Source organism: Streptomyces viridosporus, assembly GCF_002078235.1.
In the GTDB taxonomy this organism is placed as follows: domain Bacteria; phylum Actinomycetota; class Actinomycetes; order Streptomycetales; family Streptomycetaceae; genus Streptomyces; species Streptomyces viridosporus.
Genome location: NZ_MSGP01000064.1, coordinates 1 through 26,062, shown reverse-complemented (window position 1 = coordinate 26,062; position 26,062 = coordinate 1). Strand labels below are relative to the sequence as shown.

The 26,062-nt window shown below is 74.9% G+C and carries 3 protein-coding genes; all 3 read right to left on the bottom strand.

Going from position 1 to position 26,062, the window contains the following annotated elements:
• A partial coding sequence (locus B7L92_RS40170) for a type I polyketide synthase (RefSeq protein WP_081236224.1) occupies positions 1 to 7,593 on the bottom strand: 7,593 nt, incomplete at its 3' end.
• Complete coding sequence (locus B7L92_RS04760; protein WP_081236223.1) at positions 7,590 to 14,390, bottom strand: SDR family NAD(P)-dependent oxidoreductase; 6,801 nt, start codon at positions 14,388 to 14,390, stop codon at positions 7,590 to 7,592. The genes B7L92_RS40170 and B7L92_RS04760, both read right to left, overlap by 4 nt.
• Before the next feature lie 20 nt (positions 14,391 to 14,410).
• Positions 14,411 to 26,062 (bottom strand): SDR family NAD(P)-dependent oxidoreductase (locus tag B7L92_RS04755; RefSeq protein WP_143626235.1); only part of this gene is annotated, 11,652 nt, incomplete at its 5' end.

Here is a 26,062-nt window from a genome sequence, read left to right as displayed (position 1 = left end):
CGTGTGCAGGGCGCCGAGCGCGCCGAGTGCGGCCCGGGCGTCCGGGCGGTCCCGCCGGGCCAGCGCCACCGGGGGAACCGGCGCCGCGGGCAGGCAGGCGCGGACGGCCGGAGCGAGCACCGCGTCCGGGCCCAGCTCCAGGAACGCGGTACCACCCGCCCGGTCCGCCTCCTGCACCGCGTCGAGGAAGCGAACGGAGCCACGCAGCTGGTCGACCCAGTACGCCGGCGAGATCATCTTCTCGTCGGTCCGCACCGTGGAGACGATCGGAATCCGGGGCTGCTGGAACGTGACCGCCTCGGCGACCGCCCGGAACCCGGCGAGCGCCGGTTCCACCCGGGCCGAGTGGAACGCCGTTCCCACCCGCAGACGGCGGGTGCGATGCCCCCGATCGGACAGCACGCCGGCGAGCTCCAGCACGGCGTCCTCGTCCCCGGAGAGCACGACCGCGTCCGGGCCGTTCACCGCGGCGATCGACACCCGGTCGGCATATCCGGCCAGGAGCGGCAGGACCACCGCCTCGGCGGCACGGACGGACACCATCGCGCCACCGGCAGGCAGCCCCGCCATGGCCCGCCCTCGGGCGGTGACGAGCGTGGCGGCGTCGTCGAGCGTGAGCATGCCCGCCAGGTATGCCGCGGACAGCTCGCCGATCGAGTGGCCGATCAGCATCTCCGGCCGCAATCCCCAGGCGCTGACCAGCCGGAACTGGGCCACCTGGAGCGCGAAGAGGGCGGGCTGCGTGTACTCCGTGCGGTCGAGCAGGCTGCCGTCGCCCCACACCACCTCCTGCAGCGGGGTGTCCAGCGTGAAGTGCGCACTCACCTCGTCGAAGGCCCGCGCGTACTCAGGGAACGTCTCGTACAGTCCGCGCCCCATCCCGGGCAGCTGGCTGCCCTGGCCGGTGAGGACCAGGACCAGCCGGTGCCGCGCGGCGGTGGCGCGCAGCACGGCCGGCACGGTGTTCCCCTCGGCGAGGGCGGCCAGCCCGGTCCGCAGCGCGGTCTCGTCCGCGCCGGTGACCACCGCCCGGTACCTGTGGACGGCGCGGGTAGTGGCCAGCGCGTACGCGATCGCCGACGGATCCGTGGCAGCGGTCGCCGCCAGGCGGGCGGCCTGCTCGCGCAACGCCGCCTCGGACCGTGCCGACAGCAGCCACGGCACCCCGTCGAGGACCGGCCGTTCCTCCTCCTCGTCCGGCGCCGGCGGCGCCTCCTCGATCACCACGTGAGCGTTGGTGCCGCTGATGCCGAACGAGGACACCCCCATGCGCCGCGGCGCCTCGTGCCGTGGCCAGGGCTGCGCCGAGGCCAGCAGCGCCACCTCGCCGGCGGTCCAGTCCACGTGCGGAGACGGCTCGTGGATGTGCAGGCTGCGCGGCAGCACGCCGTGCCGCAGCGCCAGCACCGCCTTGATCACCCCGGCCACACCGGCCGCGGCCTGGGTGTGCCCGAGGTTGGACTTGATCGAGCCCAGCCACAGCGGTCGCGGGCGGTCGCCGCCGTACACCGCGAGCACCGCCTGCGCCTCGATCGGATCGCCGAGTACGGTGCCCGTACCGTGCGCCTCGACCGCGTCGACGTCGGCCGGGCCCAGCCCGGCGGCGGTCAGCGCCGCCCGGATCACCCGCTCCTGGGCCGGGCCGTTCGGCGCGGTGAGCCCGTTGCTCGCCCCGTCGGAGTTGACCGCGCTGCCGCGCAGCACGGCCAGCACCTGGTGACCGTGCTCGCGGGCCCGCGACAGCCGCTCGACCAGGACCACGCCTACGCCCTCGCCCATGCCGGTGCCGTCGGCGGCCGCGGCGAACGGTTTGCACCGGCCGTCCGCGGCGAGCCCGCGCTGGCGGCTGAACTCCACGAACACCGCGGGCGTGGCGAGCACGGTCACCCCGCCGGCGAACGCGAGGTCGCACTCCCCGGCCCGGATCGCCTGTGCGGCCAGGTGCAACGCGACGAGCGACGACGAGCAGGCGGTGTCCACGGTGACGGTCGGCCCCTGCAGCCCGAAGGTGTACGCCACTCTTCCGGACAGCACGCCGCCGCCGACGCCCGGCGCGAGGAACCCCTCGGCCGCGGCGCCCTCCAGCAGCCGACCGTAGTCCTGGTACATGGCGCCCATGAACACGCCGGTGCCGGTGCCGCGCAGCGTGTCCGGGTCGATGCCGGCGTCCTCGCACGTCTCCCAGACGGTCTCCAGCAGCAGCCGCTGCTGCGGGTCCATCGCCACGGCCTCCCGCGGCGACACCCCGAAGAAGGCGGCGTCGAACTCGGCCACATCGGAGACGAACCCGCCGGACCGGGCGTACGAGGTGCCGGGCGCGTCCGGGTCCGGGTCGTGCAGCTCAGCGAGGGGCCAGCCGCGGTCGTCCGGAAACGGCACGATCGCGTCACGTTCGGAGACCAGCAGGTCCCACAGGTCGTCCGGGCCGCGGACGCCGCCGGGCAGCCGGCAGCCGATGCCGACCACCACCACCGGGTCGTCCGCGGTGCCGGCGGTCACCGCGGCGGCGCTCGGCTGCTCCGAGCCGGCCAGCCGGTCGCCGAGGTGCCGGGCCAGCGCGGCCGGGTTGGGGTGGTCGAACACGAGCGTGACCGGCAGCCGCAGCCCAGTCGCACCGGAGAGCCGGTTGCGCAACTGAACCGCGCTGAGCGAGCCGAACCCGGCGTCCTTGAACGCCCGGTCCGGGTCGATCGTGTCAGGTGAGGCGTGCCCCAGCACGGCGGCGGCGTGCCCCAGCACCAGCTCCAGCAGCACCCGGTGCCGGTCGGCCGGGCTCTTGCCGGCGAGCCGGGCCACCAACTCGGAGTCGGCGGCACCGCCACGGGTGGCCGTACGCCGCGCCGGCACCCCGGCGAGGGCCCGCATGACCGGCGGTACGGCGTCACCGGTGGCACGGAGCGCGGCCAGGTCGAGCCGGATCGGCACGAGTACCGGCTCGGCGACGGTCAGGGCGGCGTCCAGGGCGGCCAGGGCGGCGTCGCGGGGGAGCGGCGGGAACCCCGCGCGGCGGAATCGGGCCAGGTCGGCGCCATCGGTCATGGTGCTCTCGTCAGCCCACAGGCCCCAGGCCAGCGAGACACCCGGCAGCCCGGCGGCCCGGCGTACCCGGGCCAGCGCGTCCAGGGCGGCGTTGGCCGCGGCGTAGTTCGCCTGGCCGAGACCGCCGAGCACACCCACCGCGGAGGAGAACAGGACGAGCCGGGCCTGCGGGAGCAGTTCGTGCAGGAGCCAGGCCGCGTCGACCTTGGGGCGCAGCACCCGGGCCAGCCGCTCCGGCGTGAGGTCGGCGACCAGCCCGTCGTCGAGCACCCCGGCGGCGTGCACCACCGTGCCGACGTCGGTCGTGTCGAGCAGCGCGGTCAGCTCCGCCCGGTCCGCGACGTCGCACGCCACCACGGCGACGTGCGCGCCGGCGGCGGTCAGCTCCGCGGCCAGGGCGGCCGCCTCCGGGGCCTGCGGCCCCCGCCGGCTCGCCAGCACCAGGTCGCGGACGCCCAGGTCGTGCACCAGGTGCCGGGCGACGATCCCGCCGAGCGTGCCGGAGGCACCGGTCACCAGGACGGTGCCGAGGTCGCCGGCCGGTTCGCCCGCCGGGGACACCCGGGCCAGCCGCAGCTCCCGCGCGGCGCCGGCGGCGAGGCCCACCTGCGGCTCGCCGGCGGCCAGCGCGGCCGGCACCGCGGCGACGGTGGCGTCATCGCCGTCGGCGAGGTCGAGCACCGCGAAGCGGTCCGGATGCTCCAGCTGGGCACAGCGCACCAGCGCCGCGGTCGCGGCCTCGCCGGGATCGTCGAGCACCCGCCGGGTCACCACGACGAGAGTGGACGTGGCCCGGCGCTCGTCGGCCAGCCACTTCTGCACCAGGGCGAGCGCCCGCTCGGCAGCCGCGGCGGGCGGGCCGGACGGGGCCGGGACCAGGACGAACGGCGCGACGTCGTCGCTCGGCGGCACTCGCAGCAACCGGGCGAGGGCGGGATCGCGGACCGCGTACCCGGCGGCGGGACCGTCCCGCAGCAGCAGCGGCGCCCACTGCGGAAGCAGCAGGTCACCGCGGTCCGGCAGGCCGAGTGCGCCGTCCGGGAGTGGGCTGAGCACCAGGGACCGCACCGACGCGACCGGCATCCCCGCCGGGTCGGTCAGCTCGATGCGGACGGCGCCGTCCCGGGCGCCGGTGAGCGTGGCCCGGACGGTGTCCGCGCCCACGGCGTGCACCTGGGCCCCGGTCCACTCGAACGGCAGCGCGGGCCGGTCCTGCGCCCCGGTGCGGAGGTCGCTGAGCGCCAGCGGGTGCAGACAGGCGTCCAGCAGCGCGGGGTGGACGCCGAACCCGCCCGGCTCGGCGCCGGGCAGGGCGACCTCGGCGTACAGGTCCCCGGCCCGGTTGCGCCACAATGCGCGGACTCCGCGGAACACCGGCCCGTACCGCAGTCCGGCGCTGTCCAGCCGTTCGTACAGCTCGTCCACGTCGAGCGGCTCGGCGCCGGCCGGTGGCCAGGCGGTCGCCGCGGGCGGCGGCGGATCACCGCCGGGCGTGAGGACGGCGGTGGCGTGCAGGGTCCAGCCACCGGCACCGACCCGGCCCTGCACGGTCACGTCCCGTGACCCGTCCGTACCGGGCTCGCCGACCTCGATCCGCAGCCGGATTTCGGCGTCCTCCGGCACCACGACCGGGACGAGCAGGGTCAGCTGGTCGATCACCGGGCAGCCGGCCTCGTCACCGGCCCGAAACACCAGGTCCACCATGGCGGCGCCGGGGAGCACGACATGCCCCTCGACGGTGTGGTCGGCCAGCCACGGGTGGGTGGCGGCCGACAGCCGTCCGGTCAGTACGAGCCGGTCGGCCCCGGGCACGGCGGCCCGCAGGACCGGATGCTCGACGGCGTCCAGGCCCAGGGCGGACGGGTCTCCGCCGCCGGCCGGCAGCCAGTACCGCTCGGTCACGAACGCGGTGGTGGGCAACTCGACCGGGCGGGTCCCGGGCCACACCGCGGACCAGTCCGGACGGACGCCCTGCACGTGCAGGTGCGCCAGCGCCCGGACCAGCTGGTCCGGGCCGCCCTCGTCGCGGCGCAGCGTGTGCAGGACGGCGACCTCGGCGCCGATCGCATCCACCGTCTCCTGGGCGCCGGTGGCCACCACGGGGTGAGGGCTGACCTCCAGCAGCGTGGTGCAGCCGTGGCCGGCGAGTGCGGTGACGGCCTCGTCGAAACGGACCGGTTCGCGCAGGTTGCGGTACCAGTAGTCGGCGTCGAACGCGTCGTTGCCGTCGATCCACCGGCCCTCGACCGAGGAGAAGAACGGTACAGCCGGCGGGCGCGGGACCACCGGGGCCAGCGCGGCGCGGACCCTCTCCTGTACGCGTTCCACGTGCGCGCTGTGCGAGGCGTAGTCCACGTCCACCCGACGGGCCCGTACCCCCTCGGCCTCCAGCTCGGCGAGCAGCTCGTGCAGGGCGTCACCGTCACCGGAAACCACGACCGAGGACGTGCCGTTGACCGCGGCCAGCGACAGCCGCCCGCCCCAGGCATGCAGACGTTCGCGGACCTGCTCGGCGGGCAGCGCCACCGACATCATGCCGCCGAGGCCGGACAGCTCCACCAGCGCCTGGCTGCGCAGCGCCACCACCCGGGCGGCGTCCGGCAGGGTCAGCGCACCGGCGACGTACGCGGCGGCGATCTCGCCCTGGCTGTGGCCGGCGACCGCGGCCGGGGTCACGCCCACCGAACGCCACACGTCGGCCAGGGCCACCATCATCGCGAACAGCACCGGCTGCACGATGTCGACCCGGTCGTAGTCCTGCTCGCCGCGCAGTACGGCGGTCAGCTCGAAGTCGACGTACGGCGCGAGCGCGGCCTCGCACTCGGCGATCCGGTCCTGGAAGACTGTGTTGCTCTCCAGCAGCCGCACCGCCATCTCCCGCCACTGCGATCCCTGGCCGGGGAAGAGGAAGGCCACCGGACCGGGCGCTCCGGTGACGCCCTCCACCACCGTCGGTGACGGCCGTCCGGCGGCGACGTCGGCGAGACCGGCCAGCAGTCCGTCACGGTCGGCGGCGCAGACCACGGCCCGGTGCTCGTGCGCGGTTCGCGTCGTGACGAGGGACGACGCGACGTCCCGCGGGTCCTGGTCGGACCGGGCGGCGAGATCGGCGGCGAGCGCGGCGGCCTGGGCGCGCAGCCCTGCGGGCGACCGGCCGGACACGGCCCAGGCACACGGCCATGACTCTGCTGGCTCGGTGCCGGGTGCCGGAGTGGCCGCCGCGGGCTCCTCCAGGATGACGTGTGCGTTGGTGCCGCTGACGCCGAAGGACGAGACGGCCGCGCGGCGCGGCTCGTCGCCGGCCGGCCACGGCACCGGCTCGGCCAGCAGCTCGACCGCTCCGGCCGACCAGTCCACGTACGGCGTGGGCCGGTCCAGGTGCAGCGTGCGCGGCAGCACCCCGTGCCGCATGGCCAGCACCATCTTGATGATCCCGGCGACGCCCGCCGCGGCCTGGGTGTGCCCGAGGTTGGACTTGATCGAGCCCAGCCGCAGCGGTCGCGGGCGGTCGCCGCCGTACACCGCGAGCACCGCCTGCGCCTCGACCGGGTCGCCCAGCGGGGTGCCGGTGCCGTGCGCCTCCACCGCCGCGACCTGGGCCGGGGTGAGGCCGGCGTCGACCAGGGCGTCCTGGATCACGCGGCGCTGCGCGGGGCCGTTCGGGGCGGTCAGGCCGTTGCTGGCCCCATCGGAGTTGACGGCGACGCCGCGGACGATCGCGTGCACCCGGCGGCCGGCCGCCACCGCGGCGGAGTGCCGTTCCAGCACCAGCACGCCGACGCCCTCGGACCAGGCGGTGCCGTCGGCAGCCGCCGCGAAGGGCTTGCACCGCCCGTCCGGGGCGAGCCCGCGCTGCCGGCTGAACTCGACGAACGCGCTCGGCGTGGCCATCACGGTGACCCCGCCGACCAGCGCCATGTCGCATTCGCCGCGTTGCAGGGCGCGGACCGCCTGGTGGAGCGCGACCAGCGATGACGAGCACGCGGTGTCCACGGTGACGGCCGGGCCGCGCAGCCCGAGCTGGTACGCGACCCGCCCGGACACGACGCTGCCGCCGCCCTGGGCGCCGTGGTAGTCGTGGTGCATCACCCCGGTGAACACCCCGGTACGGGTGTCCCGCAGCACCGCCGGGTCGAGACCGGCCCGCTCCACCGCCTCCCACGAGGTCTGCAGGATCAGCCGCTGCTGCGGGTCGGTGTACAGCGCCTCCTTCGGCGAGATGCCGAAGAAGCCGGCGTCGAAGGCCGGGGCGTCGTGCAGGAATCCGCCGTCACGGACGGTGGAGGTGCCGGGGTGGTCGGGGTCGGGGTGGTACAGCCCGTCCACATCCCAGCCGCGGTCGCGGGGGAATCCCGTGATGCCGTCGCGGCCCTCGGCAACCAGCGACCAGAGATCCTCGGGCGACTCGACGCCGCCCGGGTAGTGGCAGGCCATGCCGACCAGGGCGATCGGCTCGGCGGACCGGCTCTCCGCCTCCCGCAGCCGCCGGCGGGTGACCTGCAACTCCGCAGTGACACGGCGCAGGTAGTCACGGAGTTTGTCCTCGCTGCTCATCGGTCCTCCTGACCCGGTATGGGGCTGCCGAGCTCGGCGTCGATCAGGGCGAACACCTCGTCGTCGGTCGCGGTGGCGAACACATCCAGGGGCGCCTCGGCGGTCTCCGGGCTCAGGGCCGTGAGCAGCTCACGCACCCGTTGCACCACCCGGCCGCGAAACACCTCGTCGGTGGCCGCCCCGGTCAGGCCGGCGGCGAGGCGGTCGAAGTCGGCGAACAGCGCCGGCAGGTCGTCGGCCCCGCCGGTGTCGCCGTCGAACCGCCCGGCGAGGTGCTCCACCAGATCGCCGGGGGTGGGATGGTCGAAGACGAGGGTCGCCTCCAGCGTCAGGCCGAGCGCCGCGCCGAGGCGGTTGCGGAACTCCACCGAGCTCAGCGAGTCGAAACCCAGTTCCTGGAAGGAGCGCCCCGGGTCGATCGCGGCGGCACCGGCGTAGCCGAGCACGGCCGCGGCCTCGCCGCGGACCAGGCCGGAGAGGCGGGCGCGCAGCTCCGCGGAGCCCAGCCCGGCCAGGCCCGGGGCGGCGACGACGACCGGTGCGGCGCTCAGCAGGCCGCCCAGTATCGGGGGGACGACCGCCGGGGTGTCCGGGCCCCACCGCAGCGCAACCACCTCCGGTTCCGTACCGGCCAGGGCGGCGTCCAGCAGGCGCAGTCCCGCCTCGGCCGTCAGCGGTGCGAGACCCGCGCGGGCCAGGCGTTCGCGGTCGGCGGTCATACCGTCGTCGAGGTCCCACGGCCCCCAGGCCACCGAGACCGCCCGGCCACCTGCCGCGACCCGGTGCCGGGCCAGCGCGTCCAGATACGCGTTGGCCGCGGCGTAGTTGCCCTGGCCGGGCCCGCCGAGCACGCCGGCCGCCGAGGAGAAGAGCACCAGCTCGGCCTCGGGCAACAGCTCGTGGAGGTGGTGGGCGCCATCGGCCTTGGCCCGCCACACGGTCTCCAGCCGGCCGGTGTCCAGCGCGGTCACCACCCCGTCATCGAGCACCCCGGCGGCGTGCACCACGGTGCCGATCGTCCGGCCGGCCAGCAGCTCGGCCAGCGCGTCCCGGTCACCGACGTCGCAGGCGACCGGCTCGATCCGCGCGTTCAGCCCGGAGAGGCCGGCGGGGACGCGCCCGCTGCGGCTGACCAGGAGCACGTCGGTGAATCCGTGTTCGGCGACCAGGTGATGTACCACCGGGGTGGCGAGGCCACCGCTGCCGCCGGTGACGAGCAGCGTGCCCGGCCGGCGCGGAGGCGGCGCCTCGGTGGCCGGGACGCGCACCAGGCGCGCCGCCAGCACCCGCCCGTCGCGGACCGCCAGCTGCGGCTCGCCGGTGGCCAGGGCACGCGGCAGGATCTGCGCCGCGTCCGTCCCGGACAGCTCGACGAGACCGAAGCGGCCGGGGTGTTCGGACTGCGCCGAGCGCAGCAGCCCCCATGCGGCGGCCGTGGCCGGGCCCGGATCGGTGGCGACGAAGACCAGGCGGGCGCCGCCGAAGCGGGTCTCGCCGAGCCAGTGCCGGGCCTGGGCGAGGACGTCACGGGTCAGCTCGAACGCGGCGGACGCCGACGTCCCCGTCGCGGTGACCGGCACGATCACCACCTCGGCGGGTTCGGTCAGCGCCGCCGGAGTGTCGGCTCGGGTCACGGTCACGTCCGCGGCGGTGAGCGCGGCGCCGATGCCGTCCCGGTCCGGGCCCACGACGGCGTACCGGCCGGGCGAGCCGGGACCGATGTCGTCGAGAGGCACCCAGTCGACGCGGTAGAGCGGGTCGGCCGAAGCTCCGGCGGGGCGCAGGGTCACCGCGTCCACCGAGGCGACCAGCCCGCCGGCAGCATCGGTGAGCCGCACCGAGACGACACCGGGCCGGACCGGGGCGACGCAGGCCCGCGCGGCGACCGCGCCGCTCGCCGCGACCCGGATCGCGGACCAGGCGAACGGCAGGTGGGCGCGGCCGCCGGGGACGAATCCGCCGAGAGCCACCGCGTGCAGCGCCGCGTCGAGAAGAACCGGGTGCACGGCGTACGGGCCGGCGTCACCGCCGGGCACGGTGACGTCCGCGTACACGGTGTCGCCGGCCCGCCAGGCGCAGCGCAGTCCCTGGAAGGCGGGACCGTAGCCGGGCAGCCGGTCGTAGAAGCCGCTGAGGTCGAGTTCCTCGGCGTCGCCGGGCAGCGGTGGCGGCTCGGTCGCGACGCCACCTGCGGGGGCGAGCGCGCCCGTGGCATGCCGGGTCCAGGCCGGTTCTCCGGCGGCGCGGGCGTGCACCTCGAAGGCGCACCGCCCGTCGTCGCCGGGCCGGGCCGCGGTGAGCCGCAGGTCGGCGTCGCCGAACGGCAGCGGCGCCTCGATCACCAGCTCGGCCACGACCGGCCGGCCGAGCCGGGCGCCGGCCTGCAGGGCCAGGTCGGCGAAGAACGTCCCGGGCACCAGCGCGGTCCCGTCGACGGCGTGGTCGGCCAGCCAGCCGTGGCCGACCCGCGAGATCCTGGCCACCAGCACATGCCCGCCGGGCAGTTCCACCAGGTCGGCCCGCACCCGGCCGGGGTCTCTGCCGGTGGTCACCCAGTGCCGGTCCCGGGCGAACGGGTAGCCGGGCAGCGACAGCCGGCGCGCTCGCGCCGGCATCGGCGGGGTGATCTCGGCCCCGGTGACCCAGGCGGCGGCGAGCGCATCGAGGTCGTCACTGGTCACCGCGGCGGCCGGTTTCCGCCGGCGGCCGCGGTGGCAGCCGACCCCGGTGCGCAGCGCCGTCAGGAGTTCGGCGTTGGTCGTGGCCACGACGGCGAGCCGCTCGTCCAGGTGCTCACGCCCGGACCACAACGTGTACGCCAGCGCCGCCGGATCCACCGCGACGGCGGCCGTGGTCAGGGCGGCGGCCAGGCCCTCAGCGGTGGTCTCGCCGTCGATCGCCGGGCGGGTTCCGAACACCGCCTGGACGCGGTGGGCGAGGTCGGCCAGTTGCGGGAAGTCCAGGCCCAGCTCGGCGAACGGCTCGTCGGGCCATGCCGCGGTCGCACCGACCTCGGTCAGCAGCGCGGTCACGGCCGCGGCCACCTCCCCGCCGGTGCCCTCCAAGTGGGTCACCAGCCGGGCCACGCTCTCGTCGAGGCGGGCGGTGTCCCGGGCGGACACCACGAACAGCCGCGGCTCGGCCGGTTCCGGCACGGCCGGCGGCGTCGGCCACTCGGCGAGGACGACGTGCGCGTTGGCCCCGCCGGCACCGAAAGAGCTGATCGCCGCGGTCCGCGGCGCGTCCGCGCGTCCCGGCCATGGCGCCCGTTCGCGCTGCACCCGGAACCGAGCGGTCTCCCACTGCACCGCGCTGGACAGCGGGTCGGCGTGCAGGGACGGGACGAGTTCCCGATGACGCAGTTGGAGTACGACCTTGGTGAGCGCCGCGACGCCGGCCGCGGACTCCAGATGCCCGATGTTCGACTTGACCGACCCGATCGGCCAGGGGCCCGGGCCGGCGCCGATCCGGTCGAAGGCGTCCTCCAGCGCGGCGACCTCGATCGGGTCGCCGAGGCTGGTGCCGGTGCCGTGCGCCTCCAGGTAGTCGAGGTGGTCGGGGTCGACCGCGGCGCGCCGCAGCGACCCGGCGATCAGGGCGGCCTGCGATGCCGGGTTCGGCACGGAGAATCCGGCGGTACGGCCGCCGTGGTTGACCGCGGTACCGCGGATGACGACGTGCACATGGTCGCCGTCGCGCAGCGCGTCCCGCAGCGGGCGCAGCAGCAGCACGCCGACGCCCTCGCCGGGCACGTAGCCGTCCCCGCCCTCGCCGAAGGCGCGGCAACGCCCGTCGGTGGACAGGAAGGAGGACTGGCTCAGCAGCAGGTACTTGTTCGGGTGCACGGCCAGGTTGACGCCACCGGCCAGGGCCGCCTCGCACTCCCCCCGCCGGATGGACTCGACGGCCAGGTGCAGCGCGGTCAGCGAGGACGAGCACATGCTGTCCAGGGCGATGCTCGGTCCGCGGAGGTCCAGGAAGTACGACACCCGGTTGGCGATCGACGCGCTGAACGACGAGGGCACCGGGCCCGGCTCCGCGCCGACGCCGTACAGCTGGTACTGGTTGTACATCACCCCGGCGAACACGCCGACGGACCGGCCGCGCCAGGCCGACGGCGCATGGCCGGCCTCCTCGAACGCGTGCCACGCCTCCTGCAGGAACAGCCGCTCCTGCGGGTCCAGCACGGCCGCCTCGTTCGGCGAGATGTGGAAGAACCCCGCGTCGAACTCATCCACCCCCGAAATGAACCCGCCCCATTTGCCGTACGAGCGTCCCGGCGTGCGGCGGTCTTCGGAGTAGATCGCCGCGTGGTCCCAGCGGTCGGCCGGCACCGTGCTGATGCAGTCACGGCCGTCGCGCAGGTTTGCCCAGAACTCGTCGAGGTCGCGGGCCATCGGGTAGCGGCCGCTGATGCCCACCACGGCGATCGCGTCGTCGTCGGTGCCGACCGGCTCGGGGTCCGACTGCGGCGGGGTGAACTCGGCCGTGATCCGGGCCGGATCCCCGTTCAGGACCACGACGTGGGAGCGGCCGCTGCCCACGGCGGCCAGCAGCACGTCGACGGCGGCCGGGGTCTCCAGCTCCCGCAGGCCCATCCGGCGCAGCGCGGCGTCATCGACCGGCATGCCGCCTTCCGCCCAGGCCGGCCAGCCCACCGACACGATGTCGCGGCGGGTGCCGGCGAGCAGGTCCAGGTACGCGTTCGCACACGCGTAGTCGGCCTGCCCCGGATTGCCCCAGGTGCCGGCAGTGGACGAGCAGAGCACCAGGAAGTCCAGGCTCAGGCGCCGGGTGGCTGCCTCGAGGTGACGGGCGCCGTCGACCTTGGGGGTGAGCACCGCCCGTACGTCATCGGCCTTCTTCCCTGCCAGCAACCCGTCACGCAGCACACCGGCGGCGTGCACCACCCCGTGCAGCACTCCGAAGCGGTCCACCGTGGTGCGCACCGCGCGGTCCACGTCGTCCGCGCGGGTCACGTCCATCACCACGGTGACCACCTCGGCGCCGAGGGCTGTCAGCTCGGCGGTCACGGACGGATCGGCCGGGGTGCGGCCGCCCAGGACGAGCCGGGCGTGCACCGACCGGGCCAGATGCCGGGCCAGGGCCAGCCCGACCCCGCCGAGCCCTCCGGTGATCAGGTAGACGCCGCGCTCTCGCAGGGACGCCCGGTCCGCCGGTGCCGGCATGGGCCGGACGAGCCGGATCCGGCGGGTGCCGTGCGCGTAGCGCACCTCCACGTCCGGTGCCCCGGCCGCCAGTTCGGCCAGCGCGTCGGCCCGGCGTGGCGAACTGACCACCGCGGCCCGTATGCCCGGGTTCTCCCGCACCGCGGTGCGGAACAGGCCCGCGACAGCGGTGACCGGCGCGTCGTCGTCCTCGACGTGGCAGACCAGCCGCAGGGTGCTCCGCCCGGCGCGGATCGCGGCTGCCAGGAACTCGCTCAGCGCGACCGCCTCACCGGTGAGGTCGGCCGGATCGGCGGGCTGCCACAGCACACCGGCCGCGGCGGTGTCCGCGAGCGCGGACGGCCAGTCCGCCCGGCTGTGCGCGCCGGTGGTGACCCAGTGCGTCTCAGGCGCTCCGGGCGGCGGCAGCGCGGCCGTGTGCCAGTGCGCCTCAAACCACACCACCTCGGCGGGCACCTCGGTGTCGGCGGTCGTCGTGGTCTCGGCGGTCGTCTCGGTCACCGGTTCCGCGGGCGGGGCCACCACGACCTCGTACTGCCGTAGGTGGTCGGCCAGCAGGGTGAACGTGTTGTGCTCGAACAGCAGGGTCGGGGAGAAGTCGACGCCGAAGACCCGTTCCAGGTCGGCGGCGATCCCCAGCAGTGCCGTCGAGTCCAGGCCGAGCTCGTAGAACCCTGCCGTCTCGTCGAAGTCGGCGCGGCCGGTCCTCGCCTCGATCAGCTCACGGACGATCCGGTCGCCGTCCTGCGCCGCCGGGGGGCGTGCCTCAAGGCGGGTGATCGCCGCGGCGTCCCGGATCCGTTTGGAGGTCAGGCCGTGCAGCCAGGCGACGACGGTCCCGTCCGGGGCGTGGAACTCCAGGTCACACGTGGTCAGGTCGCCGTCGGGCCCGGCCGGGCGCGGTGGGGTGGCGTGCACCAGGGTCTGCGAGCCCAGCGGTCCTGCGGCCCGGACCGATTCGATCAGCATCGGGATGTACGGGCGTGCCTCGTCGCCCGGCACGGCCTCGGCGAACTGGGTGGGCAGCAGCGTCGAGGAGTCCAGCGCCGCGGGATGGAGGTGGAAGTACTCGGCGTACTCGGCGGCCTGGGCGCTCAGCGAGAGGTCCGCTAGCAGTTCGTCCGGCCCGGCGTGCAGGGTGCCGAGGGCCCGCATGAACTCGCCGTGCTCGATACCGGTCGCGCGGACCGTCGTGTACAGGTCGGCCATGTCGACGGTCTGCCGTGCGGCGGCGCGCAGGGCCTCCAGGTCCCGCCGGCACCGCGGGAACGGCAGGCCCAGGTACAGCTGGCAGTCCAGGACCGGTTCGCTCTGCCCGGAGGGGCGGCGGGTGCCGGTGACCGACACCCGGAAGTGTCCGTCGTCGCGGGTGAAGCGCAGCGTCAGCTCGGTGTCGAAGTCCGGCCCGGCGGCGACCGGGTTGCGGAACAGCACACGGCGCAGCTCGACACCGCCGGGATCGGCGCCCCGGGCTCGCACCACCCGCAGGATGATGTCGAGAAACGACACCCCGGGCAGGATCCGGGTGCCGTGAACACGGTGGTCGCGCAACACGGGGTCGCTGCCCCTGATCACGACGGTACAGGTCAGCCCGTCCAAGGAGTCCATCAGGTCCTCTTCCCCGCGCATCAGAACTGGATCTGGAAGAACGGCGCCGGCGGCGTCGGGCCGTCGTGGCGCCCGTTGCCGTCGGCGGAGGCCGGCACCGGCACGTCGAACCAGAACCGGCGCCGCCGATACCGCGGCGGGTCCAGCGGTTCACGCCGCGGGACATAGCCGTCCGGGGCCTGGCGCACCACCATGTGGGCGTTCGTGCCGCCGAAGCCGAACGAGCTGACCCCGGCCCGGCGTACGCCGTCCCGCCCGGTCCACTCCCGCAGCTCGCGGACCGGGAACAGCGGCGACCGGTCGAACTCGAAGCGCCGGTTGAGCGTCGCGCAGTGCAGGGTCGGCGGCAGTTGCCCGTGGTGCACCGACAGCACCACCTTGATCAGGCCGGCGATCCCGGCCGCACTGAGCGTGTGCCCGATGTTGGTCTTCACGCTGCCCACACCGCAGAACCCGACCTCATCGGTGGCGCCGCGCAGGACCTCGGTGAGCGCCTTCAGTTCCATCGGGTCGCCGATCATGGTGCCGGTGCCGTGCGCCTCGACGTAACCGAGCTGCGCCGGTGACACCTCGGCCGCGGCAAGTGCGGACTCGATGACCTCGCTCTGCGCCCTTGGGTTCGGCGTGGTGATGCCCATGGTGCGGCCGTCGTTGTTGACGGCGCTGCCCTCGATCACCGCGTACACCCGGTCGCCGTCGCGGATCGCGTCCTCGACCCGCTTGAGCAGCAGGACGCCGACGCCCTCGCCGAGGACGATGCCGTCGGCGCGCTCGTCGAAGGTGTGGCACCGGCCGCTGGGCGACAGTGCCCCGGCGCCGCTCATGCCGACGAACGGCACTTCGTCGAGCAGGATCTCGACGCCGCCGGCGATCACCAGGTCGGACTCGCCGGTGCGCAGGCTCTGCGCGGCCAGGTGCACCGCGACCAGCGCCGAGGAGCAGGCGCTGTCGATCACCACGGCGGGGCCGCGCACGTCGAGGTAGTGCGAGAGGTGGGCGGCGATGAAGTTCTGCGCCATGCCGCTGATCGAGTGGGTCGTCGCGGCGGCATGGTGCGCGCCGAAGTTCGCCGCCCGGGCGCCGGCGAAGACCCCGACCCGGCGACCGGCCACATCGGCGGGCGTCAGGCCCGCGTCGGCCAGGCACTCCGCTCCGGCCTCGAGGAACTGCCGCACCAGCGGGTCGACGTGGGCGGCCCCGGCCGGGTCGAGCCGGAAGAAGTCCGGGTCGAAGTCCTCGATGCCGTCCAGGAATCCGCCCCACTTGCTGACGGTCCTGCCGGGCTGCGGGGCGGGGTGCCAGAAGCGATCGGCATCCCAGCGCGACGGCGGCACCTCGGTCACCGAGTCCACGCTGCCGATCAGGTTGCGCCAGAACGTGGCGTGGTCGGGCGCTCCGGGGAAGTGGGCGGCGATGCCCACCACCGCGATGCCCCGCTCCGGCTCCCTCACCCGCGCGAGTTGCGGCTCCGGCGTGCGCACCGGCTCCGGCTTCTCGGGCACCGGCTGATCCGGCAGCCGATCGTCGAGGGCGGCCGCCAACTGGGCGATGGTCGGGTTCTCCAGCAGCGCCGAAGGTTCGGCGACCACCCCGAGGTCACGTTCCAGCGCGGCGAGCAGCTGGGCGATCATGATGGAGTCCACACCGAGGTCGGCGAAGTCGGCGTCGGGCCGGATCTGCGCGGCGTCCAGGCGCAACGTCGCCGCGAAGACCTCGGTGAGCCTTCGCACGCCGTCACCGGTCCGCATCCCGTACGCAGTGGGCGTGTCCGTGGCGGCGACCGGCGCGGGGGTCTCGGGCGCGGCGACCGTAAGGAGGGCGCAGGCGTCGAACCGGGTGGTGTCCACCAGGCACGGCAGCACGACCGGGTCGGGCCCGGCCAGCGCCGCGTCCAGCAGCGCCACGCCGTCCTGCGGGCTGAGCGTCCGCAGCCCCAGCTCCCGGTACGCCGGGGTGTCCACCTCCGGCATGCCGGCCGCCTGCCAGCTCGGCCACTGCACCGACCGGAAGACCGGCGTGTCGGTGCCGGTGGCGCTCCGGTACTCGGCCACCCGGTCCAGCACCGAGTTGGCCAGCGCGTAGTCGCTCATCCCGGCCGCCAGCGCGGGCACCTGGCCGGCGACCGACGAGTACAGCACCACGAAGCGCAGCGGGTCGTCCGCGCACGCGTCCAGCAGCGCCTGCAGGCCGGTGGTCTTCGGTTCCAGCACCCGCCGCATGTCGGCGGTGCGTTTGCCGACGAAGGCCGGGTCGGTCATCACACCGAGACCGGCGCAGTGCACGATCCCGGCGATCGGTCCCCACTCCTGGCGGATCCGGTCCAGCACCTCCCGGGTGTGCTCCAGCGGGACGCTCTCGATCAGCAGGCGCACCCCAGGGCGTTCGAGCGCGGTGAGGTCGCGCAGCCGGGCCGCCAGCGCCGGATCGGTGTCGGGCGCGGTCAGCGACTCCGCCCAGTTCTCGCGGGCGGGCAGCGGGGACTGCCCGAGCAGGACCAGCCGGTCCGCTCCCCGCTCGACGAGCTCGGCGGCCAGCAGGCGGCCGAGCGCGCCGGTTCCGCCGGTGATCACCACCGGATGTCCGGCGAGACCGTCCGACCACCGGGCGGGCGCCGGGGCGTTGCCGGTGGGACGCAGCGTCGGCGTGTACCGAGCGCCGTCACGCACGCACACCTCGGTGACCGGGTCGGTCGCCGCCAGCTCCGCGGCGACCACGTCCAGCAGCGCGTCCGGATCCATGACGTCGACGTCGACGGTACGGGCGAACACCCCGCGGTACTCGGCGGAGAGCATCCGGACCAGCCCCGCGAACGCCGCTCCTCGGAGCGTCGGGCTGTGCGCGCGGAAGGACACCAGTCCCTGGGTCATGTGCAGATATGCGAAGCCGGCGGTCCGGTTCGCCGCGATCAGCTCGCGGGCCAGCACGATGCGTGCCCAGTCGACGCGTACGTCGGACACCGGCACCGCGGACAGGTCGACGAGGTCGATCACGACCGGCGCCCGGCCGATCGACGCGGCGGCCCGCAGACCGGTCTCCTCGTCCGTGTCGTCCAGGCGGACCACCCGGGCCGCGTCACCGAACGCCGCCGTCGCCAGCGCCTCGGTCTCGGCCCGGACCAGGACCACCGGTGCGTGCGGCGCCGGCCCGGACGATGCCGGCGCCGGTTCCCACACCTTGACCAGCAGGCGTCGCGCATCGTCCTGCGGCGGCGGGGCGGACGGGCTCGTCAGCCAGTGCCGTTCCCGTGCGAACGGGTATGTCGGCAGGGAGGTCAGGGCGGGCCGATCGGTGCGCAGCGCGGCCCAGTCCACGGCCGCACCGTCCTGCCAGAGCCGGGCGATCCGGTCGAGCCGCCCCTCCCGGGCCAGCCGGCGCAGGTAGCTGACGCCCTCCGGCTCGGTGAGCCAGTCGTGGGCGCCGGTCACGGTGGTCGCCTTGATGTCACCGGCCAGGAAGGCGGCCAGCCGGTCCCGCAATTCGGCCACGGATGTGACGACCAGCGCCAGGCGCACCGGCATCGGAACCCGGCCCACCTGCGAGGTGTGGGCGAGTGAGGAGAGCGCGGGCTGCTGGTCGCCGAGGAAGGTCCAGTGTGCCCGGGCGTACCGGTGCAGGGCGGCCTCGTCCCGCGCCGACAGCAGGAAGATCTCCGGCCCGGCCGGCTCCACCGGCGCGGACGTTGCGGGCGGCTCCTCCAGCACGACATGGGCGTTGACCCCGCCGAAGCCGAACGAGCTGACCCCGGCGCGCAGCGGCACGGGCGTGCCGTCGGCGTCGCTCGGCGCCCACAGCCGGGTCTCGCGGACCGGTTCGAACGAGGTGCCGTCCAGCTCGATCAGCGGGTTGAGCCGGGACAGATGCAGAGTCGGCGGCAGCTGCCGGTGCCGCATCGCCAGCACTACCTTGATCACGCCGGCTATGCCCGCAGCGGGCTCCAGGTGCCCGATGTTGCTCTTGACCGTACCGATGCCGCAGGTGACCGCGGGCCCGGCGGCCAGCGTGCGATGGGCACGGATCAGGCCGTCGATCTCGACCGGGTCGCCCAGGGCGGTGCCGGTGCCGTGCAGCTCGACGTAGGACACCGTCTCGATCGGCACATCCGCGTCCCGATATGCCTCGACCAGCAGCTCCGCCTGCGCGAGCGGGTTCGGTGAGGTGAGCGACGAGGCGCGGCCGCCGTGGTTGACCGCGCTGCCGCGAATGACCGCGTGCACCCGGTCGCCGTCGGCGAGGGCCCGCGACAGCGTCTTGAGCACGACGACGCCGACACCCTCACCCTTGACGTATCCGTCGGCCCGCTCGTCGAGCGCCTTGCACCGGCCGTCGGGCGCGAGCACGCCGAGCTGGTTGCCGGCGACCACGGTCTGCGGGGACAGCACGAGGCTCACCCCACCGGCGATGGCCAGGTCGCTCTCCCCCGCGCGCAGCGACCGCACGGCGCGGTGCAGGGCGACCAGCGAGCTGGAGCAGGCGGTGTCGACGCTCTCGCTCGGGCCACGCAGGTCGAGCAGGTACGAGATGCGGTTGGCCAGCATGGTGCGGGCCAGACCGGTGCCGGCGTGAGCGTTGACGTGCTCGCCGCGCAGCACCATCGACTCGTAGTCGGTGAACTGCACCCCGGCGAAGACGCACACCCGGCCGCCCGCGAGCCGGTCCGGGCGGCACCCGGCGTCCTCCAGCGCGGCCCAGGTGTGCTCCAGGAAGAGGCGGTGCTGCGGGTCCATGGCCTGCGCCTCGGCCGGTGAGATGCGGAAGAACAGCGGATCGAAGAGGTCCACGCCGGTCAGGAAGCCACCCCAGCGCGCGGTGCCGCCGAAGCGGCGGGCGACCTCCCGCCAGTCCCATCGGTCGGCGGGCGTCTCGGTGATCAGGTCCCGGCCGTCGGCGAGGTGCCGCCAGAACGATTCGAGGTCGTCCGCGCCGGGCAGCCGCCCGGCCAGGCCGATGATCGCGATCGGCTCGTGACCGACCGGATCCGGGGACCGCGAGCCGCTCGCGGGCACGGACACGCCATGCGGCACGGACACCGGTGCGGACGTGGGCTCGGCCAGTGCGAGTGCGGGGGCGGGTGCCGACTCGGACCACGCGGGGCCGGACTCGGCCGACGCGGACGCGGGCTCGGACGACGCGGGCGCGGAATCGGCTTGCGGAGCGACCGGGGCCGCCGGGGGCAGCTCGTCCGCCAGGTGCGCGGCGAGCTTGGTGATCGTGTTGGCACCGAACAGCGTCGTCGTCGGCACGGTCACGTCGTAGCGGGTGGCCAGCGCCGCGGCCAGGTTCTGCAGGCCGAAGGAGTCCAGACCGTACTCGCCGAAACCGGCGTCCGGGTCGAGAGCGGTCGGGGCGATCCCGAGGATCTCGCCGATCAGCTCCCGGACCTGTGCGGCCAGTTCCGGGGAGACGGCGTCGGCCGGCGCGACAGGCCGCGGCGGCGCCGGGAGGGCCGGCACGCCGTCATCGCGCAGGCGCATCCCGGCGACCAGATCGCGCATCCGGGCCGGGTCACCGGGCAGGACGGCCACCTGCGGGCGGTCCAGGCGCAGCGCCAGGTCGAGCACCTGCTCGCCCTCGGCCGTCTCCAGGTAGCGGAAGCCGGTGCCGGCCAGGTAGCGGCGCTCGTCCTCGGTGTCCACGTGCATGCCGCCGGCTCGCCACATCGGCCAGTCCACCGACACGGTACGGCCGTGCCGACGGCCGGCGAGACGCTCCCGCTCCCGGAAGTCCGCGAACCCGTCGAGGTAGCGAGCGCCGACCGCGTAGTCCACCAGGCCGTAGTCACCGAGCTGCCCAGCCAGCGAGGAGTAGAGCACGAACAGGTCCAGGGGCAGGTCGCGGGTGACCTCGTCGAGCACCCTGGTTCCGGTGATCCGGGCGCGCAGGTGCGCCCGCAGCTCGTCGACGTCCTTGCCGGGAAGCGGGTTGCGCGACGCGGTGCCGGCCAGGTGGAACACCCCGTCGAGGCTGCCCAGGCCGGCGATCACCTCGGCCACGACGCGGGTCATCGCGTCGCGGTCCTCCACAGCCGCCTGGTAGTACTCGACGGTGCCGTACGCGCGCAGCTCCGCCAGCTGCTCGGCCCGCTCGGCAGCCGGCGAGCGGCCGGTCAGCGCCACCCGGGCGCCCCGTGACAGCAGCGTCCGGGCCAGCAGCACACCCAGCCCGCCGAGGCCACCGGTGATCAGGTAGACGCCGCCGTCACGCAGCGGCGAGGGCAGCACCGGACGGGCGGGGATCTCGCTCAGCGTCCGCACCGTTCGGCCCGATGCCGACAGCCGCACGGCCGGGCCCGACAGCCGGTGCGCGGCGATCTCGGCGAGCAACGCGGAGGTGTCGCCCGCACCGTCGACCCGGACGACGCTGAACGTCGTGCCCGGCAGCGCGGCCCGCAACGACGCGTCGAACCCGCCCCACGCCTCGGCGAGCGCGTCCTCCTGCACCAGCACCTGGATCCGGATCGGGGTACGGGCGCCGCCGGCCGTCAGCTCCTTCGCGATCCGGAACATCGCCTCGATCCCCAGGTCGTCGCGGCCGGGTGCGAGCAGCGGCCACTGGTGGACGATCCGGGCCGGCGTCTCGGCGAGCAGCCGAGCGTAGTCGTCCTGCTCGCCGGGCCGGATGGTGATCACCGAGCCCTCGTCGCGGTACTCCGTGCCGGCGCGGACGTGCACCGCGCCGGGCACCGGCAGATCGCCCAGGACCAGCACCCGGCCCGGGTGCTCGCCGGCCGCCGGGACCGGCTCGTCCTGCCAGGTCGCCGTGAAACAGCTGACCGGCCGGGCCGTCGTGCCCTCGGTGAACCAGTGCCGTTCCGGCGCGAACGGGTAGGTCGGCAGCGACCTCCGGCGCGGCGGGGCGGCCCACCGGCGATGCCAGTCCACCTGCGCGCCCCGGGCCCAGGCGGCTGCGGTCTCCTCGTCACCGTGGCCGTCGTACGCAGTGCGGTCCGCGTCCCGCTCGATCCTCCCGGTGTGCATGCCGGTGGTGTCACCGGCGAGGAAGCGTCGCAGCGTGGCGACGGCGTGCTCGGCGGAGTCGGTGACGAACGCCAGCCGCTCGGGGTGGGCCCCGCGCCCGGTCTGCAACGTGTAGGCGGTGCCCGCCAGGTCGTGCGCCCAGCGGTCCGGCCGGTCGGCGAAGGAGCGCGCGTACGCCCGCAGCCGTTCGGGGTCTCGGGCGGACAGGACGAACACGACCGGTCCCGGCGCCGGAATCGGCTCTTCGGCCGGGTACTCCTCGAGTACGACGTGCGCGTTGACTCCGCCGTACCCGAAGGCGCTCACCCCGGCCCGGCGCGGCACCCCGGGTGCGGGCGGCGCCCACTCCCGCAGCCCGGTCGCGAGTTCGAACGGGGTGCCCTCCAGACCCAGATGCGGGTTCGGCCGCGGCCCGTGCGGGTCGCCGCTGATCCGGCCGTGCCGCATCGACAGCAGAACGCGCAGCACCGCGGCGATGCCGGCGGCCGGCTCGAGATGGCCGATGGTGTTCTTCAGCGCGCCGAGCGCGCAGTGCGGCTTGTCGGGCGCGTCGTGACCCCAGTCCTGGTAGAGGTCGGCGAACGCCTCGCGCAGCCCGTTGGTCTCGGCGGGGTCGCCGATGACCGTGCCGGTGCCATGCGTCTCCAGGTAGCCGATCGTCGCCGGGTCGACCGCCGCCTCCCGGTGGGCCTGCCGGATCACGTCGGCCTGCGCCCGTGGGTTCGGCGCGGTCAGCGAGTTGGCGCGGCCGCCATGGTTGACCGCGGTGCCGCGCACTACGGCCAGGATCGGGTTACCGTCGGCGCGCGCCCGGCTGAGCCGCTTGAGGACGACAGCGCCGACCCCCTCGCCGCGTACGTAGCCGGCCGCGTCGGCGTCGAAGGCCCGGCCCACGCCGTCCGGGCTGAGCATCCCCGCGCGTTCCAGTGAGGCGAAAGTGACCGGGGACAGCATCAGGCTGACGCCGCCGACGATGACGGTGCCGCACCGTCCGAGGCGCAGCGCCTCCGCCGCCCGGTGCAGCGCGACGAGCGAGCTGGAGCAGGCGGTGTCCACAGGTTCGCTGGGACCGTGCAGGTCGAGCTGGTACGAGATGCGGTTGGCCAGCATCGACGGGGCCAGGCCGGTCGACGAGTAGGCGTCGGTGGCGGCGCCGGAGCGCTGGATCAGTTCGGCGTACTCGGAGGAGCCGACGCCGACGAAGAGCCCGGTGTCGCTGTCGGCCAGATCACCCGGGTCCATGCCCGCGTCCTCCAGCGCGGCCCACACCGTACGCATCAGCAGCCGCTGGCGCGGGTCCATCCAGCGGGCTTCGCGCGGGGAGATGCCGAAGAACAGCGGGTCGAACCGGTCGATGCCGCCGATGAAGCCGGCCCGGGTCACCCGGGTGCGTTCCGGGTGCGCGGCCGGGTCGCCGTGATGCTCACCCGCGTCCCACCGGTCGGCCGGTACCTCGGTGAACAGGTCGCCGCCGCGTTCCAGGGCGGCCCAGAACTCGTCCAGGTCGGCGGAGCCGGGCAGCATCCCGGCCATGCCGACGATGACCACCGGGTCGTCCGGTTCCGGCGCCCCGGGGTGCGCGGGCACGTCCTGCGGGTGTTCGCGGGCGAGCCAGTCGGCCAGGGACGCTGCCGTCGGGGTGGCCAACAACTGGTCGGGGCCGACGGGAACCTCGAACGCCGCGGAGACGTCACCGGCCAGTCTCAGCAACGCCAGCGAGTCCAAGCCGTGATCGTGGAACGAGGCGGCCGGGTCCAGGTCGGTCACCGGGTAGCCGCTGACCCCGCTGACCAGCCGCAGCACGGTGGTCAGCGCGGAACTTGAGGAACCGGCCGGCGGGGTGGGCGGCGGCGTGGCGGCAGACGGGGCCGCGGCACGGATCCAGCAGCGGACCGGCTCGAACGGGTACCCGGGCAGTGACAGCGGTTCCGGCGTGCTGCCGGGCGGGCCCGCCCAGTCGATCACCTCGCCGTGCACCCAGCGGCGGGCGGTGTCGTGCGGATCCGCGCTCGGCGCGACCGGGGTGCCCGGTTCCGTGGTCACCACACCGGTCCAGCCCGCGGGCCGCCCGGCGAGGAAGGCGTCGAGCTGGTCGATCAGCTCGTCCGTGCGGTGGGCGACCACGGCGAGCCGGTGTGCCATCGCCTCACGCCCGATCTGCAGCGTGTAGGACAGGCGGCCGAGGTCGATGTCCGCCGCGTCCGGCAGGGCCGCGGCGAGCTGTCGCAGGGTCGATCCGCTGTGCACGGCACCGGGGTGCAGGGCGGCGTCCCGCCCGGCCAGCCGCATGATCGTGGCGGGGTCCAGACCGAGCTCGTCGAGCGGCTCGTCGACGGCGCCGACCGGCACCCCGGCGGCCGCGGCGATCTCCGCCAGGCCGGTCGCGCCCGGCTCGCCGCGCAGACGGCTCAGCATCCGCGTGACGACCCGGCGCAGCGCCTGCGCGTCGCGCCCTGAGAGCGGGAACACGGCCGGCACCGGCGCGACGCCGGGCCGCGGCTCGGCCCGGTACTGCTCGACGACCAGGTGGGCGTTGGAGCCACCGGCGCCGAAGGCGCTGACACCGGCGCGCAAGGGTTGCGGGCCGGTCCACGGCGCCGTCTCCCGCTGGACGCGGAACGGGACGTTCGCCCAGTCGACGGCTGGGTTTAGCTGCTCGGCGTGCAGTGACGGCGTCAGCTCCCCGGCGCGCATCTGCAGCAGCACCTTGGTCAGGGCGGCGATGCCGGCCGCCGACTCCAGGTGCCCGATGGACGACTTCACCGAGCCGATGGCGATCGAGCCGGCCGGGCGGTCGCCGAACGCCCGGGCCAGTCCGGCGACCTCGGCCGGGTCACCCAGCGCCGTGCCGGTGCCGTGCGCCTCCACGTACGACACGCCGGCCGGTTCGACGCCGGCGGCCCGCAGCGCGCTCGTGATGACCTCGCTCTGGGCGCCGGGGCTGGGCACCGCGTACCCGCCGGTCTTGCCGCCGTGGTTGACCGCGCTGCCGAGGATCACGCCGAGGATGCGGTCACCGTCGCGCTCGGCCGCGGCCAACGGCTTGAGCAGGACCGCGCCGACGCCCTCGCCGGGAACCATGCCGTCGCCGCCGGCCGCGAAGCTGCGGCACCGGCCGGTCTCGCCGGTGAACCCGCCGGCCGCGAGTTGCCGGTACTTGCGGGGGTGCGGGGTGAGGTTGACGCCACCGGCAAGCGCGTAGTCCGCGCTTCCGCCGGCCAGCGCCTCGCAGGCCAGATGGATGGCGGTCAGCGACGACGAGCACATGGTGTCGACCGCCAGGCTCGGGCCGTGCAGGTCAAGCGCGTACGAGACCCGGTTGGCGATCGACGCGTAGCCCATCCCGCCGGCCAGGCCGCGCTCGTCCTCGAAGAGCTGGTAGTGGCCGTACATGACGCCGACGTAGACGCCGACGCGGCTGCCCCGGAGCCGGATCCGCGGGTAGCCGGCGTCCTCGAGGGTGTGCCAGGCGGTCTGCAGGAACAGCCGCTCCTGCGGGTCGGTCAGCTCCGCCTCGTGCATCGACATCTGGAAGAACCGTGGGTCGAACTCGTCGATGCGGTCGAGGAAGCCGCCCCACCGGCTGACCGGTGTGCCGTTCACCTCGGGCGCCACCGGCGGATCCCAGCGCCCGGCCGGCACCTCGCGGATGCAGTCCCGCCCGGTTCGCAGATTGGTCCAGAACGCGTCGAGGTCGTCGGCGAGCGGGTACCGGCCGGCGACGCCGATGACGGCGATCCGGTTGTCCGCGGCGGGCGCCGTCTCCGCCGGCCGTCCGGCACGCTCGGTGACCATGACGGGCGCGGGCCGGGGCTGGTCGGGCACGAGGGCCCGCACGCTGTCCGGATACCGCTCGACCAGGTAGTCGGCAACCTCGCGGATGGTCGGGTGTTCGAACAGCAGAGTGGTCGGCAGGTCACCCATGCGTTCGGCGAGCAGGTCGGCAATGCGGGGCACGGTGAGCGAGTCGACCCCGAAGTTCTCGTACGTCTCGTCCAGCCACAGCCGGTCCCGGGGCACCTGGAGCACCTGGACGAACGCGTCCTTGACATAGTCACGGGCGGCTTCGACGAGCCGGTCCGCGCCGTCGGCGTGCGGCGCCGGTTCGGCCACGGGCGCGGGCGCCGGCTCCGCCGTGGGTGCGGCGACGGGCGCCGACCCGGCCGGGCCGGTCTCCGCGACGACGACGTGCTGGGTGAGCCCCTCGTCGGCGGGGAACGCCCGGCTGCGGGCGAATCCGGCCAGGTCGAGCGTGGTGCGCCAGCCGGGTCCGGACAGCAGCGGCGAACCGGGCAGGCGCAGGCCGGTGTCGCGGTGCAGCCACCAGCCGTCGAGCAGACCGAAGGTGAGCGTGGCGGTGACGACGTTGCTGGTGGCCTCGTTGAGCACCAGTTGCCCGCCGGGTTTGAGTAGCGTCGCGACCGCGCGCAGGGTGTGCGTCAGGTCCGGGGTGGCGTGCAGGACGTTCGCCGCGACCACGATGTCCGCGCCGCCTGGCGGGAAGCCCTGCGCGAGGGGATCGCCGGAGATGTCGAGCTGCTGGAAGCGCACCATCGGGTAGCGCTCGGCGAACCGCTGCCGACCGTGCTGCAGGAAGGCGGGCGAGATGTCGGTGTAGACGTACGTCAGTTCCGCGCCGGTGGCGGCCAGGGCGGGCAGCAGGCTCGCGGTGGTGCCGCCGGTTCCGGCGCCGACCTC

Bases quoted from the DNA above. Each gene is read 5' to 3' on its own strand.
- B7L92_RS04760 (WP_081236223.1), bottom strand. From the start codon at position 14,390: ATGGACTCCTTGGACGGGCTGACCTGTACCGTCGTGATCAGGGGCAGC.